Origin of the sequence: Niallia sp. FSL M8-0099, from assembly GCF_038006945.1 — a bacterium.
GTDB lineage: Bacteria > Bacillota > Bacilli > Bacillales > Cytobacillaceae > Niallia > Niallia circulans.
This window is the reverse complement of record NZ_JBBOWF010000001.1, coordinates 2,768,894-2,786,119: the sequence shown is the minus strand read 5'-3', so window position 1 is coordinate 2,786,119 and position 17,226 is coordinate 2,768,894. Positions and strand designations below refer to the sequence as shown.

At 34.8% G+C, this 17,226-nt stretch carries 16 protein-coding genes and 1 pseudogene; 14 read left to right on the top strand and 3 right to left on the bottom strand.

Annotation, left to right across the window (positions count from 1 at the left end; genetic code table 11):
* Positions 1-109 precede the first annotated feature (109 nt).
* The 7 genes from NSQ92_RS13855 (at position 110) to phoU (ending at position 9,179) form a co-directional block, all read left to right on the top strand.
* Positions 110-2,230 carry a peptidoglycan D,D-transpeptidase FtsI family protein gene (locus tag NSQ92_RS13855; protein ID WP_341152868.1) on the top strand — a complete coding sequence of 707 codons (2,121 nt, stop codon included), beginning with the start codon at positions 110-112 and terminating at the stop codon, positions 2,228-2,230.
* 264 nt (positions 2,231-2,494) lie between these two features.
* Positions 2,495-4,594 carry a peptidoglycan D,D-transpeptidase FtsI family protein gene (locus tag NSQ92_RS13850; protein WP_095258968.1) on the top strand — a complete coding sequence of 700 codons (2,100 nt, stop codon included), beginning with the start codon at positions 2,495-2,497 and terminating at the stop codon, positions 4,592-4,594.
* A 186-nt stretch (positions 4,595-4,780) separates the two neighbouring features.
* Positions 4,781-5,749 (top strand): PstS family phosphate ABC transporter substrate-binding protein, encoded by a 969-nt coding sequence (locus NSQ92_RS13845; protein ID WP_095258967.1) that lies wholly within the window; start codon positions 4,781-4,783, stop codon positions 5,747-5,749.
* 67 nt (positions 5,750-5,816) lie between these two features.
* Positions 5,817-6,767: a phosphate ABC transporter permease subunit PstC gene (pstC, locus tag NSQ92_RS13840; RefSeq protein WP_047941266.1), complete on the top strand. Its 951-nt coding sequence runs from the start codon at positions 5,817-5,819 to the stop codon at positions 6,765-6,767.
* A 1-nt stretch (position 6,768) separates the two neighbouring features.
* Entirely contained in the window at positions 6,769-7,647 is an 879-nt protein-coding gene (gene pstA / locus NSQ92_RS13835; RefSeq protein ID WP_047941265.1) for a phosphate ABC transporter permease PstA, read from the top strand.
* 62 nt (positions 7,648-7,709) lie between these two features.
* Positions 7,710-8,489, top strand: coding sequence for a phosphate ABC transporter ATP-binding protein PstB (gene pstB / locus NSQ92_RS13830; protein ID WP_235844481.1), 780 nt, complete (start codon positions 7,710-7,712; stop codon positions 8,487-8,489).
* 36 nt (positions 8,490-8,525) lie between these two features.
* Positions 8,526-9,179: a phosphate signaling complex protein PhoU gene (gene phoU, locus NSQ92_RS13825; protein WP_047941263.1), complete on the top strand. Its 654-nt coding sequence runs from the start codon at positions 8,526-8,528 to the stop codon at positions 9,177-9,179.
* A 188-nt stretch (positions 9,180-9,367) separates the two neighbouring features.
* Here phoU and NSQ92_RS13820 read toward each other — a convergent pair whose 3' ends face one another.
* Both NSQ92_RS13820 and NSQ92_RS13815 read right to left on the bottom strand, forming a co-directional pair.
* Positions 9,368-9,850, bottom strand: coding sequence for an aminodeoxychorismate lyase (locus NSQ92_RS13820; RefSeq protein WP_341152867.1), 483 nt, complete (start codon positions 9,848-9,850; stop codon positions 9,368-9,370).
* 4 nt (positions 9,851-9,854) lie between these two features.
* Positions 9,855-10,244, bottom strand: coding sequence for a hypothetical protein (locus NSQ92_RS13815; RefSeq protein ID WP_047941261.1), 390 nt, complete (start codon positions 10,242-10,244; stop codon positions 9,855-9,857).
* A gap of 456 nt (positions 10,245-10,700) precedes the next feature.
* Here NSQ92_RS13815 and NSQ92_RS13810 point away from each other — a divergent pair, with 456 nt between their 5' ends.
* The 7 genes from NSQ92_RS13810 (at position 10,701) to NSQ92_RS13780 (ending at position 16,430) form a co-directional block, all read left to right on the top strand.
* Positions 10,701-11,408: a DUF4912 domain-containing protein gene (locus tag NSQ92_RS13810; protein WP_047941260.1), complete on the top strand. Its 708-nt coding sequence runs from the start codon at positions 10,701-10,703 to the stop codon at positions 11,406-11,408.
* Complete coding sequence (locus NSQ92_RS13805) at positions 11,405-13,858, top strand: glycosyltransferase (RefSeq protein WP_341152866.1); 2,454 nt, start codon at positions 11,405-11,407, stop codon at positions 13,856-13,858. Before NSQ92_RS13810 ends, NSQ92_RS13805 begins: the two co-directional genes overlap by 4 nt.
* Before the next feature lie 25 nt (positions 13,859-13,883).
* On the top strand, positions 13,884-14,510 hold the full coding sequence (locus NSQ92_RS13800) for a hypothetical protein (RefSeq protein ID WP_047941259.1): 627 nt from the start codon (positions 13,884-13,886) through the stop codon (positions 14,508-14,510).
* A gap of 67 nt (positions 14,511-14,577) precedes the next feature.
* Complete coding sequence (rpmG, locus tag NSQ92_RS13795; RefSeq protein WP_016204868.1) at positions 14,578-14,727, top strand: 50S ribosomal protein L33; 150 nt, start codon at positions 14,578-14,580, stop codon at positions 14,725-14,727.
* 68 nt (positions 14,728-14,795) lie between these two features.
* Entirely contained in the window at positions 14,796-15,365 is a 570-nt protein-coding gene (locus NSQ92_RS13790; RefSeq protein WP_047941258.1) for a 5-formyltetrahydrofolate cyclo-ligase, read from the top strand.
* A complete protein-coding gene (locus NSQ92_RS13785) occupies positions 15,358-16,134 on the top strand; it encodes a DUF92 domain-containing protein (RefSeq protein WP_341152865.1) in 777 nt (258 codons plus the stop codon). The genes NSQ92_RS13790 and NSQ92_RS13785 overlap by 8 nt, the downstream gene beginning before the upstream one ends.
* 95 nt (positions 16,135-16,229) lie before the next feature.
* The gene (locus NSQ92_RS13780) at positions 16,230-16,430 is read left to right on the top strand and encodes a hypothetical protein (protein WP_047941256.1); all 201 of its coding nucleotides are present in this window, start codon (positions 16,230-16,232) and stop codon (positions 16,428-16,430) included.
* A gap of 265 nt (positions 16,431-16,695) precedes the next feature.
* On the opposite strand, the pseudogene NSQ92_RS13775 reads toward NSQ92_RS13780, so the two are convergent.
* Positions 16,696-17,178 (bottom strand): annotated as a pseudogene (locus tag NSQ92_RS13775) (DinB family protein).
* Positions 17,179-17,226: the final 48 nt, after the last annotated feature.

Genomic DNA, 17,226 nt, shown 5'->3' with positions numbered 1-17,226 from the left:
TTTATTAATAAGGTGAAGAAAAGAGTATTCAGTTAAATATAAAATAATCATATAGTAATCTTTGTAAATTTCCTTTAAAATAGAAAATAGGAAAGTTTTGGAGGAAAAGGTGGAATCGATCGTGGGGGAAAAAAAGAAAAAAAAGAGAAATCCAATACCTTTAAGAGTTAACATTATATTCTTTACGGTATTTTTATTGTTTTCAGCACTTATTTTAAGATTAGGATTTGTTCAGATTGTTTATGGTGATGAATATAAAAAGCAAGTCGAGAAGAAAGAGGACATTATCATCAGCACATCTGTCCCAAGAGGAGAAATCTATGATCGAACGGGAGAAAGCATTGTAAGTAATGTCGGTAAAAATGCGATTACCTATACGAATTGGAAAAAATATAAACCGAATGAAATGCGGGATACCGCCGAAGAATTAGCAAAAATTATTAAGATGGACAGTGAAAAAGATCTTAAAAAGATATCAGAAAGAGATAAAAAAGATTACTGGATTCTTATTCATCCGAAAGAAGCAAAGAAGAAAATACCCAAAAAAGAAAATGAGAAACTACAAGAACAATATAAGAATGACAATAAAGAATACCAAAAAGTATATGATGAGCTTTTGCGTGAGCGGATAACAGAAAAGGATTTAAACACACTTACAGATCTAGATATGGAAACATTAGCTATTTATCGGGAATTTCAAAGCGGTTATTACTATACACCACATATTGTTAAAAATGAGGGGGTTACCGATAAGGAAATCGCTGTAATCAGCGAAAATTTGGACAAACTGCCAGGTGTCGATACAGTTCGGGACTGGGACAGAAAATATGATTTTGGGTCGACATTAAAAACCGTATTAGGGAATGTCAGTACTTCACAAAGAGGGGTTCCTGCAGAAGAAAAAGACAGCTATATAGCAAAAGGTTATAGCATGAACGATAGAGTCGGACTTAGCTATTTAGAAAAGCAATATGAAGATATTTTAAAAGGACAAAAGAAGAAGGTTAAATTTATTAAAGATAAAAAAGATGAAATAGTTAATTCGGAAGTGATTGCCAATGGAGCTGCCGGTAATGACTTAGTATTGACAATTGATATGAAATTACAGCTAGAAGTAGAAAAAATTATTGAAGAAGAGCTGAAAAAGACGAAATATGGCTATGCTGGCACTCAATATTTAGATAGAGCATTTGTCGTATTAATTGATCCTCATACGGGTGAAGTATTAACGATGGCCGGAAAGCAGTTAGGCAAAGATGAGAAAACAGGCAAGCAAGTTGTGCAGGATTTTGCGTTAGGTAATATTACTACTTCTTATAATGTTGGTTCCGTTGTCAAAGGTGCAATGGTATTGACAGGATATAAGGAAGGGGTTATTTCTCCAGGAACTTCCATACTAGATGCAACCATGCAAATTAAAGGATCACCTCCTTTTAAATCATGGAAACCAATGGGATGGATTAGTGATTTGAAAGCATTACAGGACTCATCTAACGTCTATATGGCTCAAACAGCTATAAAGATTGGGAAAGGGCATTATGGTTATATGCAGCCATTAAACATTGATTTGGAAGCATATCCTAAAATCAGGAATTCCTTTTCAGAATTTGGGTTAGGTATTCGGACTGGAATTGATTTACCAAATGAAACGGCTGGGTTGAGAGGAGTAGTGGATCCAAACCAGCCAGCAAACCTAATGTTCTTGTCGATTGGACAATATGATACGTATACGAACATGCAGTTAGCCCAATATGTTTCAACAATTGCTAATGGAGGGTATCGTATTCAGCCACACTTAGTGAAAGAAATACGTGAAACTTCTAAGGAAGAAGGGAAGTTAGGACCGATTGTTCAAGAAATTCAACCAAAAGTATTAAATAAGTTGGAATTGAAGCCTGGATGGATGGAGCAAATTCATAGAGGATTTCGTCTTGTTATGACAAGCGGTACAGGAGCTAAAGCTTTCGCGGGTTCTTCTTATAGTCCAGCGGGAAAAACTGGCACGGCTGAGGCCTTTTATGATGGGCCATTAAGAAAAAATAGAGAAGGAGAACCGCCCCAAGTAATGAATGTAAGCTTAATAACCTATGCGCCTTCCGAAAACCCAGAGGTTGCCATGGCTGTGATGGTTCCTTGGGTGTACACAACCAACAATGGACCATCACCAAACTTAACTATCGGAAAACGTGTTATGGACAAATATTTTGAATTAAAGAAGGAAAAAGAATAGATTACGAGACTTTAAAATAAAAAAACACTATCTATGGGTATGTACATTGCTGCCTTTTAGATAGTGTTTTTGGTTTTTTTTGGATAAAAGAAAGGTGGATATATAGATGTATTTCCTCCCATATTAATGAATAACAGAGCAAGTTATAGCATGTTTTATACATTCAACAATCCTAGCATATTATTCCAATTAGTTATTAATAGAATAATCTACGATTTTCTATTACAATAGAAAAAGAATATCGAAGGAAAGTGTGATTAAACGTTGGGAAAAAAGAAAAAGAAAAAAACGATACCTGTACGTCTTAATATTATTTTCTTTTTTGTCTTTTTATTATTTTCAGCATTGATTCTGCGCCTAGGCTTTGTGCAGATTGTTTATGGTGAAGATTATAAAAGAGAATTAGAGAAAACAGAAGATGTTACAGTAAATACCTCTGTACCACGTGGCAAAATGTATGATGCAACAGGAAAAGTGATAGTAGATAATGTAGCAGAAAAAGCAATTACTTATACGAATTCTGGTGCGAAACAAGAAGATATGCTCAAAACCGCTGAATTACTTTCAAAATATATTATGAAAGATACGAAAAAGGTGACGGAGCGCGAGAAAAAAGACTATTGGATTATAAAAAATAAAAAAGAAGCGGAAAAGAAAGTCACTGAAAAGGAAAAAAAAGCTTTAGCTGAGAAGTATCCAGATCAAGAAGAATACAATAAGCAAGTGTATCAGTTGCAGCTGGATCGGATTACCGCGGAGGATATAAAAACACTTACTAATCATGATTTAGAAGTGCTAGCTATCTATCGTGAGTTTATCAGCGGTTATAAACTAACACCGCAAATGGTCAAAAATAAAGAGGTAAGCGACGAAGAATTTGCTGTAGTTAGTGAGAATTTAGAAGCCTTACCTGGTGTCGATACGACAACAGATTGGGAGAGATCCTATGCATTTGGGGATACCCTGAAATCTGTTTTAGGGAATGTGAGCTCCGCTGAAAGAGGACTGCCAGCAGAGAAATTAGATTATTATGTTTCCCGAGGATATAGCAGAAATGATCGGGTCGGTACCAGTTACTTAGAACTTCAATATGAGGATGTTCTTAAAGGGCAAAAAGAGAAAATTCGCAATAAAACAGACAAAAAAGGTAATATTGTTAGTACCGAAGTCATTACAGAAGGAAAACGTGGCAATGATTTGGTACTATCAATCGATATGGAGCTTCAATTAAAAATAGAAAAAATCATTGAGGAAGAATTAAAAAAAGCAAAAACATTTGCGGGAACGAAATTACTTGATCGTGCCTATGTTGTTTTAATGAATCCCAATACAGGGGATGTCCTATCCATGGCAGGGAAACGACTAGTGAAAAATGATAAAACAGGTAAAATAGAAGTTCAAGATGATGCACTTGGTAATATTACAACTACTTACAACGTAGGTTCTGTTGTAAAAGGTGCAACTGTTTTAACTGGTTATAAAACAGGAGCGATTTCTCCTGGGACAGTATGGAATGATACACCTGTGAAAATTGGAAATACCATCAAAAAATCGTGGACGACAATGGGACCAATCAACGATCTTACCGCTTTACAACGCTCATCCAATGTTTATATGTTTAGAACGGTAATGAACATGGCTGGTGCTAACTATGTATACGGTAAACCACTATCTGTTTCATTAGCGGACTTCTCGTTAGTGAGAAATGAATTTGCCCAATATGGACTTGGAATCCGTACTGGTATTGATTTACCGAATGAGCAAGTTGGCTTTAAAGGACAAGATACACTGCCAGGTTTCTTACTGGATTTATCCATTGGACAATATGATACGTATTCCAATATGCAGCTTGCCCAATATGTTTCCACCATTGCTAATGGCGGAAACAGAATGGAACCACATATTGTAAAAGAGATCCGCGAACCAGTAGCGGATGACAGTAAACTTGGACCGGTAGTAGAAACAGTTAAACCAAAAGTATTAAATAAGGTTGATGTCAAACCTGAATGGATCAAACGTGTACAGCAAGGATTTAAAATGGTGGCACAAACTCCAAAAGGTACTGCTTATTCTAATCTAGGTGGAAAGGATTATTCACCTGCAGCAAAAACAGGGACAGCAGAGGCATTTTACGATGGACCTTCTCGCAGTGATTATGGAAAAGAACCGCCGCAAGTTATGAATTTAAGTTTAATCAGCTACGCACCTTCCGATAATCCAGAAGTTGCCATGGCTGTAATGGTTCCATGGGCATACCAAGGAAGTGTGGATAATGGTTCCAATAAGAAAATTGGAGAACGCGTTTTGGATGCGTATTTTGATTTGAAAAAAGAAAGACAAAAAGAAGAGAAAAAAGACAAATAATATGATGAAAAGGACAAAACTAGCATTTACTAGTTTTGTCCTTTTTTTATTTAAAAAAGAGTACGAAAACCCTCTAAATTTACAATGTGTTTACATTGATTTACAAATAGTTAAAACCAAGTTAATACTAAAGTCTTATAGTTATCTTGTAAACAAAACAAGCATCCTTAGGGGGTAAAGAGAAAAATGAAGAGCCTTAAAACAGTAGGATTGACAGCAATGATTGGAACAATGTTAGCATTATCAGCGTGTGGTGGAAATAACGATGCCAGTTCATCAAAGTCATCTAATGCATCAAAAGATAATGGTACTGAACAATTATCAGGGCAAATAAAATTAGACGGTTCATCCACTGTATATCCAATTATGGAAGCAATCGTTGAAGAATACCAAGCAGAGCAGCCTAACGTGAAAGTATCTGTAGCATCATCCGGTACAGGTGGCGGCTTCAAAGCATTTATCGCAGGGGAAACAGATTTCAGTAATGCATCCCGTCCAATTAAGGATGAAGAAAAATCCGAGTTAGAATCAAAAGGAATTGACTATACAGAATTAAGATTAGCATATGACGGTTTATCTGTTGTGGTGAATAAGGATAACACATGGGTTGACCATTTAACATTAGATGAATTAAAGAAAATCTGGCTTGAAGATGGTACAACCAAAAAATGGTCTGATATCCGTGAAGGATGGCCAGAAGAAGAAATTAAATATTATTCTCCAGGAACTGATTCTGGAACATTCGATTATTTTGATGAAGTGATTCTAGAAGAGCAGCCAATTGCTAAAGCAGCGACATTATCAGAAGACGATAATATTTTAGTACAAGGGGTAACAGGCGATAAAAACGCAATTGGATACTTTGGTTATGCTTACTATGCTGAAAACAAGGATAAGTTGAAAGTAGTACCAATAGACGGAGGGAACGGCCCAGTTGAACCAACAAATGAAACGGTTGAAAGCGGCGAGTATTCTCCATTATCAAGACCATTATTCACTTATGTAAAAAATGAATCGGTGAAAAAAGAAGAAGTAGCTGATTTTGTAGAATTCATGATTGAAAATGCGGCTGATTTATCAGAAGACGTAGGTTATGTAAAATTGCCAGATGAGGAATACAAAAAAGATTTAGAATTAATCGAAGGACTTAAGTAATAAGTTTTGATGGAAAGCTTTGTACTTAGCTTTCCATCTTGCTGTTGGATTAAGGGGGACTTAAAGCATGATTAAACAAACGACAAATGTGAATGCAAGATCTGTACAAGAGTTAATTGCTGAAAAAAAACAGAAAAATAATCTAAGTAAGATGTTAGAAAAAATTATGCCTAAAGTATTATTGATTACTGCAATCTTTTCGGTATTAACGACGCTCGGTATCCTATTTACATTAGTAATTGAAACATTTACTTTTTTCGAAAGAGTAAATATAAAAGAGTTCTTAACAAGTAAATCATGGTATCCATTTTCTGATCCCGGTTCTTTTGGAATCATGTCACTTGTGTCTGGGACGTTAAAAGTAACGCTGATTGCTGGGATTGTTGCTGTGCCGATAGGGTTAGCATCTGCCATTTTTTTAAGTGAATACGCGAGTGATAGAACAAGAAGAATAATTAAGCCAATTTTAGAAGTACTTGCTGGTATTCCTACAATTGTCTACGGGTTTTTCGCTTTAACATTTATAACGCCATTACTTAGATCCATTATTCCTTCTTTAGAAATGTTTAATGCTTTAAGTCCAGGAATTGTTATTGGGATTATGATTACGCCAATGATTGCTTCTCTATCAGAAGATGCAATGAGTGCAGTTCCGAGGGCAATGCGGGAAGGAGCATTAGCAATGGGTTCTACTAAATTTGAAGTTGCTTTAAAGGTAGTCTTACCTGCAGCAGTTTCTGGAATTGTTTCTTCCATTGTATTAGCTTTATCAAGAGCAATTGGGGAAACAATGATTGTCGCAGTTGCAGGAGGCAGTACACCTAATCTAAGCTTCAATGTAACAGAATCTATACAAACTATGACAGCCTATATTGTTCAAGTAAGTCAAGGAGATGCAGGATATGGAACAACGATTTATTACAGCATTTATGCGGTTGGATTTACATTATTCCTATTCACTTTCTTGATGAATCTGCTTGCTCAGTACATTTCTCGTCGTTTTAGGGAGGAATATTAAGATGAAGTTAGTAAACCATTCAGAAGTTATTAAGCGAATGAAACCAAGATTAATGAAAAACGTCATAATGAAAGGATTATTCTTTAGCGCAACTTTATTTGGTTTAATTGTTCTGGGTGTCCTTTTTTATCGAGTATTGACTCAAGGAATTGGCTATTTAGATTTTCAGTTTTTAACAAGCCTGCCTTCCCGCAAACCTGAAAATGCAGGAGTCTATACCGCATTGATAGGAACAGTTTGGCTTATGGCAGTAGTTGCACCTGTATCACTTTTAATTGGAGTGGGCACGGCGATATATTTAGAAGAATACGCAAGTAAAAATAAATTCACGAATTTTATCCAGATTAATATATCGAATCTTGCAGGTGTACCATCCATTGTTTTTGGTCTATTAGGATTGACACTCTTTGTTCGTGCTTTATCACTTGGAACAAGTGTCCTTGCGGCAGGGTTAACAATGAGCTTATTAGTATTGCCAATCATTATCGTTGCATCTCAGGAAGCTATCCGATCTGTTCCTAGTGAATTAAGAGAAGCCTCCCTTGGTATGGGAGCAACAAAATGGCAGACAATTGTCAGAGTAGTCATGCCTGCAGCTATACCAGGTATTTTAACTGGAGGGATATTGGCACTTTCACGGGCAATTGGCGAAACTGCTCCACTAGTAGTATTAGGTTTACCTTTATTCCTAGCATTCTTGCCGAGAACTGTTTTTGATATGTTTACAGTGCTGCCAATGCAAATCTATAACTGGACCGGAAGACCGCAAGAAGAGTTTCAGAGTCTTGCAGCAGCAGGAATAATTGTTCTTTTAGTTTTATTGATTTTAATGAATTCTATTGCAGTATTGATTCGAAATAAATTTCAAAAACGTTATTAAACGTATAGGGGGAACTTCAAATGAGTACAGTCTTTGCAGATAAAATTAAGAAAGCAGTAGAAATGAATGCTACAGACGGTAGAGTGAAAAACTCTGTTTATAAAACAAATCAGCTTAATTTATGGTACGGGGATAACCATGCGCTGAAAAATATAGATTTAGACATAATCGAAAACGAAGTAACTTCTATTATTGGACCATCAGGCTGCGGTAAATCGACATATATCAAAACTTTAAATCGGATGATTGAATTAGTGCCAAGTGTAAAAACATCAGGTGAAATTAATTATCGTGGCAGAAATATTTTTGATAAAGACTATGGAGTGGAAGAATTAAGAACAAAAGTCGGAATGGTTTTTCAAAAACCAAATCCATTTCCAAAATCTATTTATGAAAATGTAGCATATGGACCAAAAATTCATGGGATACGAGATAAGAAAATTTTAAATGAGATTGTGGAGAAAAGTTTAAGAGGAGCGGCAATTTGGGATGAAGTAAAAGATAGATTACACCAAAATGCATATGGACTTTCTGGTGGACAGCAACAGCGCCTTTGCATTGCAAGATGTCTTGCGATTGAACCAGACGTTATTCTTATGGATGAGCCAACCTCTGCACTTGATCCAATTTCGACATTAAAAGTGGAAGAGTTAGTTCAAGAACTAAAAGAAAACTACAGCATTATTATTGTTACACATAATATGCAGCAAGCAGCACGTATTTCTGATAAAACAGCATTCTTCTTAAATGGAGAAGTAATAGAGTTTGATGTAACCGATAAAATATTCTCTAATCCAAAGGATAAAAGAACAGAAGATTATATTACAGGTAGATTTGGATAATTATTTAAGCTGAATTCAAAAAAAGGAGATCTTACTATGCCAGTTAGAGAGAAATTTGAAGCAGGGCTTAAGGAACTGCAAGAGAAACTGACAGAGCTTGGTGAATTTTCGATTCAAGCACTTGAAAGATCGTTAGAAGCACTTGAAACACAAAATATAGAAATGGCTTTAGAAATTATTGATGATGATGTAAAGGCTGATAATTTGTATGAAGAAATAAATGACTTTGCTATTCTATTAATTGCGAAGCAGGCACCTGTAGCAATTGATTTAAGACGTATTATTGTTGGAATTAAGATTGCAACCGATATTGAAAGAATCGCAGATTTTGCCGTTAATATTGCAAAAGCTACTATTCGAATTGGGAATCAAGACTTAGTGAAACCAATCATTCATGTAAAAAAAATGTTAGAGATTACTAATGAAATGCTGCGCTTATCCTTAAATGCTTATAATAAAGAAGACACAAAACTAGCTCGAAAAATCGCGGAGATGGATGATGAGGTAGATGGTTTAAATAAACAAGCGTTTGTGGAGCTTTTAGAAATTAGTAAAAATAAACCTGAGTATTTACAGCAAATTTCGCAATTGACATTTGTTTGTCGTTATTTAGAAAGAGCAGCAGATCATACAACTAATATAGCTGAGAATATTTTCTATTTAGTTAAAGGCAGACAATATGATTGGTAAATAAAAAAAGACCGGAACAAAGGACTTCACCCCAAATATTATACGGAGATACTAACAACATCTCTATAATATTTGGGGTTTCATTATTTCATAGCTTTTAACTAATTAGTGTGCTTCATTTATACTTAATAGCTAAATATGGATTGTTCGACCTTTTAGATTACTTATTTAATTATGTTCTAGTTCGTTTATTTCGTAAGAGTTTCGGCAATTTTTTTATGACTCATGTCACTAGTTAAAGGAAAGCTGCCAACTTGAATTTTGGTATGGTAGCCATTATCAATTAAGTATGTTTCAAACTCTTCTTGATCTTTTACGATTTTTTCTTTATATAATAACTCAGCAATTTGTGAGATGCTCATACCACTTTTAACTTTTAACGTATAGGCAATGTTCTCATGTTGTTCTTCTTTTGGCTCTTCCTGTTTCTTTTCTTTTGCTGCTGATTTTGCTTGTTCTTGTTTCTTCTCTGCTATTTGCTTTTGTAAATTATTATATTCGTTCTCTGCTAACACAGTAAAACCCTTTTTTTGTAGATAGGATGTTGCTTCAGATACACTAATCGTTGCATGTTCTTGACCTTTATTTTCGAGATAGTAATAAAAACTACCAATAATGCTTGCTGAAAGGAGCATTCCGATGGCAAATGAACGTAAACTATGCTTTTTCATTTAGTTACTTTTCGACCCTTTCCTTTATAATTTGCTGAACTTGAGTGATAGATAAGGAAGATTGATTGGCAATCTGCTCAATCGGTACTCCGCTGGCTGCAAGGGTCCAGACTTGGTTTTTAATAATAGCGTGAATGGGCTGTGGTTTATCCATTTCCATTGCGGATGGGTTTTTTAGGGTAGAAGATGGCTTTAAAGAAAAATCTTCCTCACCGATCATTAACTCTTCTTCTAATAGTTTTAATTTCTTTTTTATTTTGTATAGCTCTTGTACTTGTTGAATGGAAAGCTGATCTATTTCCTCTCGTAAATCTTTAATGGGATCACGAAGGAAAAGAGACAGGATAAGAAGGAATAAAGAAATTCCTATAATTACTAACATTACAATTAACATAATTCACCTCAGAATAAAATCTTCATTTCAAATGATATAAATAATAAGAGACCTAAAGAAGAACAAAGCAAGCTAAAGATATTTTATCATTATCTATCGTTAATTCCTATTAAATCAAGATTGTGGATGACAATATTCGAATAAATCTGCGAAACAGTTAAGAATATGTCGTAATTCATCTTGAATTTTTAAAAACATATGTCGAATCGATGTTGTACTAGCTAATAGAAAAATGCAAAAAAAAATTTTTTGCTCTACTACAATAAATGTACGTAAGTTTAAGCATATTCCGACAAAATCTGTTCGTTGTGGCAATGCCCATTCAGTGGTAACATAATAAATATAAATAGCGAACTAAATGGAATCTTGTATGCATATACTAGTAAATTGCGATCATACACCATAGCAATTAAATGACATTGGATAAATAAAATTTAGAAAGAGGTGCAATTTCTATTGATTGAACAAATTGTAAATTTAAGACGTAAAGGACTGTCTTTCCGGAAAATTGCCATCGAACTAAATTCAACTGTAGGAAAAGTACAATACCAATGGAAAAAATATGTGAAGGAACAAGAACATAATGGGAATGCTGGACAAGCCGAGGAGCAAAAGAATGTAATCCAAATGCAAAAGCAGGAATCATATATAACGGAAAGTTTTTGGACAAGCGTGGATTTATTAGCAAAGAAAAATGGGATGGAAGCTTGGTTAACATCGGAAGACACTGCATTAGTATTTTGGAGAATTCCCGAAGGAAAATGGCAGTTAATTTCAACTTATTATGATATTGATCCGGAAACTTGTTCGCTAGCAGTAAAGATTAATGATATAACTAGTATTATCTATAATGGAAGAAATGCGCATAATTCTCGCATTCTGCCTGTTGAAAATAGGCAAGAATCAGTGGTGTTACAAGACTTATCACCCAATAGAAGTTTTTGTTTCGAAATTGGGGTTCTTGATGTGTATCAATCCTTTTTACCGATATTACAGTCAAACCCCTTGCATACACCGAGAACGGCACATAACCAAACAGGCCAATTAGCAAAGGATTTACAAGAGTGGGAGAATGGGGATGTTTCTGTCCCAAATTGGATTGAACACGTAAGTACCTATAGCTATTATGAATTAGAAGAGCAAGAGGATGTGAAAAAGAAATGAATGGTTCCTATTTTCAACTGATTGTAATTAATAAGATTCCTTTTATGAACTATTTTTCAAAAGATAAACATAAGAAAAAGGAATTATATGCGGAGACTATTAACTTTATCAAGTTTCTTTTCGAAACAGAAAAGAATCAACTTCCATATACCATTCAAATTGTTGTTCCGCCAATTTATCTCGAACAACTTGATGCGCAGTCATTTCGAGAAGAAATAACAGAATTTTTAGAAAAATACTATCCCGATGATGAATTGTATTCTTTCTGGATAGATAAAGAAACAAATCTATTGAAGGTTCTTAAATCGCTTCTCCAAGAAAAGCGGATCGAATTGCTGGCAAGTCCCGCTTCTTTTTCGCCTTTATCAAATGTATCGACAAGTACAGGTATTCAATTACAAATAGAGTTAGGTTTATCCATTATAGATGATTATTTAGACTACCGGCCGACAGGATTTTGGTTTCCAGAAGGAAATTTTTCACCTGGTTTAGATTTATATTTGAAAAAAGAGAACTTTTCTTATAGCTATCTAAACAGTAGGACAATCGATTATAGTGATCCTTTACCGAGTGATACAGGTATTGCGGTTGAATCACCACATAATATTGTGTTCTTTCCTGTGGAAGAAAAGCTGTATCAACTTTTTAAAGAGGAGAAAGCAACAAAACAAGTATGGGATAAATGGATCTTAGATTTGCTAGAATCCTATCCTCCATACATAAATGAGTCCATTTTAACTTTCCCAATTGATTTAGCTGATTATGTAAAGATACAAGACGAGTTGAATAAAAGTATTCGTTATTTAAATGATGAAGGCTATATGGTTCATATTACGCCTGAAACATATATAAAGCAATTCAGTCAAGGAATGGATTGTGTCCATCTCTGTGCTTCCTTCTTAGAGCGCAGAGGGAGAGAAGAGGTTGTTAAACATCGTTCTTCCTATGCTGCTTTAGCATTTTTGGAAAGAGAGCTTCATGAATGGAGACAAATTTCTTTACCGCCAGCAACTCATAGAGTACAGAAGCAGATGGAAAAGGAATGGTTGTTATTAAGCGCTCTCCTTTATCAAGATAATAATTGGACAAGTGAAGAAGTAACAAACCATCTAGAAGCGGCAAACAAATTAAACGGTTATTGGAAAGGACCAATCGATAAAGACTGGCTTTCCTTAAGAGAAAGTAAATATCCAATTTTAAATGCAACGATACAGATCCATAAACCGGTTCGGTCTCAAAAGGAACCGACAAACAAGAAGAGTGTTTTAATCTTATCTTGGGAGTATCCGCCCAATATAGTTGGTGGTCTTGGTGCTCATGTAGTTGGGTTAACAAATAGCTTAATAAAAAATGGCTATGAAGTTCATCTTGTTACAGCACAAGAGATGAATAAAAATCTCGAAGACGTAGAAGAAAAGGCTGGCTTATTTGTGTATCGGGTCAAGCCAATTTATAGTAAAGATCAAAACTTTATTCACTGGATTGGCGGCTTAAATTTAGCAATGTGGGATAAAGCAATAGAGATAGGAAAGAACACAACATTTGAATTAGTGCAGGCACATGATTGGTTAGTAGGTGCAGCTGCTATTTCTTTAAAGAATCAATTAAATGTTCCTTTAATAGCCACCATACATGCAACAGAGCATGGAAGAAACGGTGGTATCTATACAGAAATGCAGAAATTTATCCATAGGAAAGAAAGCCAGTTAATAGATACAGCTGATTCTTTAATTGTGTGCAGCGAATATATGCAGAATGAGTTAATGACAATTTTTGAAGTAGAACAAACGAAAATTAATATCATTCCCAATGGAGTAGAAATCTTGAAGAAGGAAGCTATATCGGCTGCTCCGGTTGAAAATTTTTCAAAGGGCAACAAAAAAGTGGTTTTTGCTATGGGGAGATTGGTAAAAGAAAAAGGCTTTGGAACTTTATTAGAAGCAGCAAGAAAGTTGCATAAAAAGCGAAATGATCTATGTTTTGTTATTGCTGGAGTCGGTCCGATGTATGATGAATATCAACAATTTATTGAAAGACATCAATTAGCAGAAAGTGTTCACTTAATAGGGTATTTGCAGGAAGAACAGAAGAATGCACTCTATGCACTAGCAGATATAGTTGTTATACCGAGTTCCTATGAGCCTTTTGGAATCGTAGCATTAGAATCCCTTGTTTTCGCTATTCCAACAATTGTATCCCAGACAGGCGGCTTAAAAGGAATCATTAAGGATAGAGAGACAGGACTATATATGGAGCCAAATAATGCAGAAAACTTAGTAAAGAATATCGAGTATTTAGTAGAAAATCCAGCCGTGGGTAAAGAAATTGGTAAGAAAGGGCAAATATTAGTTAGCCAGCTTTTTAGCTGGAATCGAATTGGCGAAGAGACAAAAAGAATTTTTGATGAATTGATTGTACAGGCAAAGGTGAAGGAATCCATATCTAATTAAAAATATTAGAGTAGGTGAAGGAAGAATGAAAATTGAGGCCAATTTACAAAAAGACTATCAAAGTGTTCAAAGAAAGTTATTAGTAAAAAAAATAACGACAACTCCTGGAATCTGGGTTGATGGAAAAACGTATTGGATTCAAAATGGTTATGAAAAATTAATACCAGAACATTCTATTTCCATTCATGTAAAACAAATACACAAGCACTCAAAAATTCAATATAATGAGATTTTTGTCAGAAATCACTCTCAAGAACCGAAAAAAATGAAAGTTTTAGTTTTGAATTATTTTCCAAAGGCTTTTCATAATCATCTTTCTTTTGTATCACCTACGGAAAACGTCATCTATCATTCCATTGAGGAACAGCTATATTTAGTAAATGGAGAACATAATTCAAGCTGCATGGAACAGAGAACCGTACAACCTCTGTGGAATGTGCATACTGATCATATTTGGAGCAATAATCAAAATGGTACCCTCAAATATCAGCCTATGGCAAAAGGCTCCAGTGTAAGTATTTTTTCTTTAAATATGGAGGTAATGCCTCAATCAACTGGTATTAGTCGGGCTTGGTCCATTATGGGGACAGAAAAAAAGGATATTTTAGATATGAATCATATTCTAATGAAAACAAGTACTAGCATTTCCTAACAAAAGATGTTATCATATAAAAGTCGTATGCACGAACTAGCAACCTATAGTTTGGAGGGAAATAAACATGCGTGTAAACATTACGTTAGCTTGCACTGAATGTGGTGATCGTAACTACATTTCTAAAAAAAATAAACGAAATAATCCAGATCGTCTTGAGCTAAAAAAATATTGTTCAAGAGAAAAACGTACTACAGTTCATCGTGAAACAAAATAAGCAGAAGGGGGATATCCCTTCTGTTTTTTTCATATTTATAACGAAAATGTAAGGAAGGTGTACATAAAATGCAGGAAAAAAAACAATTCCGATCAGATATGATAAAACAACTCCAATCAATCGATAAACCACAATATGAGCATATGTCCTACCAAATAGCTTCCCAATTATATAATGATGCTTCCTTTATTTCTGCTAGTCATATAGGGATTACCATTTCCAAATTTCCTGAGGTGGATACATACCAAATTATTCGTACAGCTTGGCAATTAGGCAAAAAAGTAAGTGTTCCCAAGTGCATCCCTGCATCTAGACAAATGATTTTTCGCGAATTAGAGCAATTTAATCAACTTGAATCGGTTTATAGTAACCTGTTTGAACCAGTTATAGAAAAAACGAAACCAACAGATTCTAAACTAATTGATTTACTTCTTGTTCCTGGATTAGCTTTTTCACCAAAAGGATATAGATTAGGATTTGGGGGCGGTTATTATGACCGCTTTTTGCAAAATTATGATGGACAAACAATATCACTAGCATTTTCTATGCAAATACAGCAGCAAATTCCCGTTGAGAATCATGATTTAGCTGTTCAGAAAATAATTACAAATGAAGGAATTATTTACGCAAATGAGTAGTATGATGTATGCAGTAGTCATTTTATTTGTCTCTTATTTGGCATATAAACGCAGATCATTAACGATGAGTGGCGCAATTGCGGCTTTTTTTGTTGGGAGCGGAATTGCGCTAGGATTTGGCTCTAAAGGATTAGTAGTTCTAGGAGTATTTTTTGTTTCTTCTAGTATGCTTTCAAAATATAAAAGCAAAACTAAACAGGCGATGGAGGACAAAACCAAAAAAGGGTCACAACGAGATGCATGGCAAGTTATGGCAAATGGAGGTTTTGCAGCAATTGTTGGTATCATCTATTATTTTGCAAAAGAATCAGTTTGGATTAGTGTATTCGCCATACTTCTTGCAGCTGCCAACTCGGATACATGGGCATCAGAGATTGGATCCTTAAGCAAGAAAAAGCCAATCTCTGTTCGAACGTTTAAACAAGCGGCCACTGGAACATCTGGAGCAGTCAGTGTCTTAGGAACAATTGCTGCATTTGCTGGATCACTCTTAATAGCGTTAACAGCGAATTTCTTATTTGCTTTGGAGTTTGGTAGTTTTTTTGTCATCCTTGTATTTGGATTCTTAGGTAATATCGTGGATACTCTTTTAGGTGCCTTTGTACAAGTGGAATATAAATGTCCTGTTTGTGGTCGAATAGTTGAATCAAAAGTAGAATGTCACACTAACTTAGTGAAAATAAAGGGTTTTGCACTTTTTAATAATGATATGGTAAATGTTCTTTCCGGCTTCTTAGCTGCGTTGATATATATACTTTTCTTTTTGTAATAATTTTAATCACGTCAATACATTAACATTTTCATTCGTTTACACGGATAAAAAATAATATTATTACCAAACTAGTTAGTAGGAGGGATTTCGAAATGTCAAAAGTATTCTCCATTTTACTAATTGTTTTAGGTGGATATTATTTATTTCAAAAACGGTATCGTGTCATTAATACGGTATTAAGAAGTCCATTTATTCGTAAATATGCAGTTAGAATATTAATGAATATTCCAAGTGTAAAAAGAATGACAATGAACTCTGTTTTTGGACGTTCGCAAAATACGATTTATCAATGAATAAAAAAGAACAGATGCGACGGAAAATAGCGTTTAAATGAGCTGGGAATAAGTAGCCTGCACAAAAATAAGGCCGAACAATTACAAGAAGTAACGTAATTGTTTGGCTTATTGGCTTCTAAAAGTGTAAGGGACAGCTACTGTAAGCTCGAATACACAAGTCATGTTAATCCTATGCTCTGCTTTTAGACTGCCGAAACTCAGCTGTCTTGCTAATCTAAGCCAAGGTGTACATTTAGTATTACAAGGATATCTTCTTGAACTGTTAAAGTGGTGGATTGTCTTTGTCTAGTCCTACAAGAATCCAACCTTCCTTTGATGGTCCATAAACTCCAAATGGTTTGACTCTTGCTGCATCAGAATTGTAACTTGTTGTCCACGGTGATGAACAATATGCTTAATGAGCCCTATTAAAATTTGAGCATTTGTTTCTTCTCTGCCAAAGGCTGATTGCACTTCCTTCAAGGATTCGTCTGTCCATTGTTCTTCTATCACTTTGATTGCAGTAGAACTAAGAAGTTTAAATGTATCGGTTATTTCTTTAGCTGCAGCAGGAATATTTTTTGCATTCTCTAGTTCATTTATTTTCTGCCCGAATTTGAGCTAAATATTCCGGTCTTCCTAATGTACGACCTTCAGGGGAGACTTTTTGCTGTAAAGAATCATCGGTTAAACCTTCTAAAATCTTTTGAGTCAGCTCTGCCTCCCGCTTCCATTCTCTAATAAAATCTGCAATCGTTACATACATATTATAAAAGACCTCATAGTTAAATTTTAAAGATTTTTATTTGATACA

What these genes read in the sequence shown, in the direction of transcription:
- pstA (WP_047941265.1), top strand. Translation starts at nt 6,769, where the DNA reads ATGAAGTTAGTAAACCATTCAGAAGTTATTAAGCGAATGAAACCAAGA.
- rpmG (WP_016204868.1), top strand. Translation starts at nt 14,578, where the DNA reads ATGCGTGTAAACATTACGTTAGCTTGCACTGAATGTGGTGATCGTAAC.
- NSQ92_RS13845 (WP_095258967.1), top strand. Translation starts at nt 4,781, where the DNA reads ATGAAGAGCCTTAAAACAGTAGGATTGACAGCAATGATTGGAACAATG.
- NSQ92_RS13820 (WP_341152867.1), bottom strand. Translation starts at nt 9,850, where the DNA reads ATGAAAAAGCATAGTTTACGTTCATTTGCCATCGGAATGCTCCTTTCA.
- NSQ92_RS13780 (WP_047941256.1), top strand. Translation starts at nt 16,230, where the DNA reads ATGTCAAAAGTATTCTCCATTTTACTAATTGTTTTAGGTGGATATTAT.
- NSQ92_RS13785 (WP_341152865.1), top strand. Translation starts at nt 15,358, where the DNA reads ATGAGTAGTATGATGTATGCAGTAGTCATTTTATTTGTCTCTTATTTG.
- NSQ92_RS13815 (WP_047941261.1), bottom strand. Translation starts at nt 10,244, where the DNA reads ATGTTAATTGTAATGTTAGTAATTATAGGAATTTCTTTATTCCTTCTT.
- phoU (WP_047941263.1), top strand. Translation starts at nt 8,526, where the DNA reads ATGCCAGTTAGAGAGAAATTTGAAGCAGGGCTTAAGGAACTGCAAGAG.
- NSQ92_RS13800 (WP_047941259.1), top strand. Translation starts at nt 13,884, where the DNA reads ATGAAAATTGAGGCCAATTTACAAAAAGACTATCAAAGTGTTCAAAGA.
- NSQ92_RS13790 (WP_047941258.1), top strand. Translation starts at nt 14,796, where the DNA reads ATGCAGGAAAAAAAACAATTCCGATCAGATATGATAAAACAACTCCAA.
- NSQ92_RS13805 (WP_341152866.1), top strand. Translation starts at nt 11,405, where the DNA reads ATGAATGGTTCCTATTTTCAACTGATTGTAATTAATAAGATTCCTTTT.
- pstC (WP_047941266.1), top strand. Translation starts at nt 5,817, where the DNA reads ATGATTAAACAAACGACAAATGTGAATGCAAGATCTGTACAAGAGTTA.
- pstB (WP_235844481.1), top strand. Translation starts at nt 7,710, where the DNA reads ATGAATGCTACAGACGGTAGAGTGAAAAACTCTGTTTATAAAACAAAT.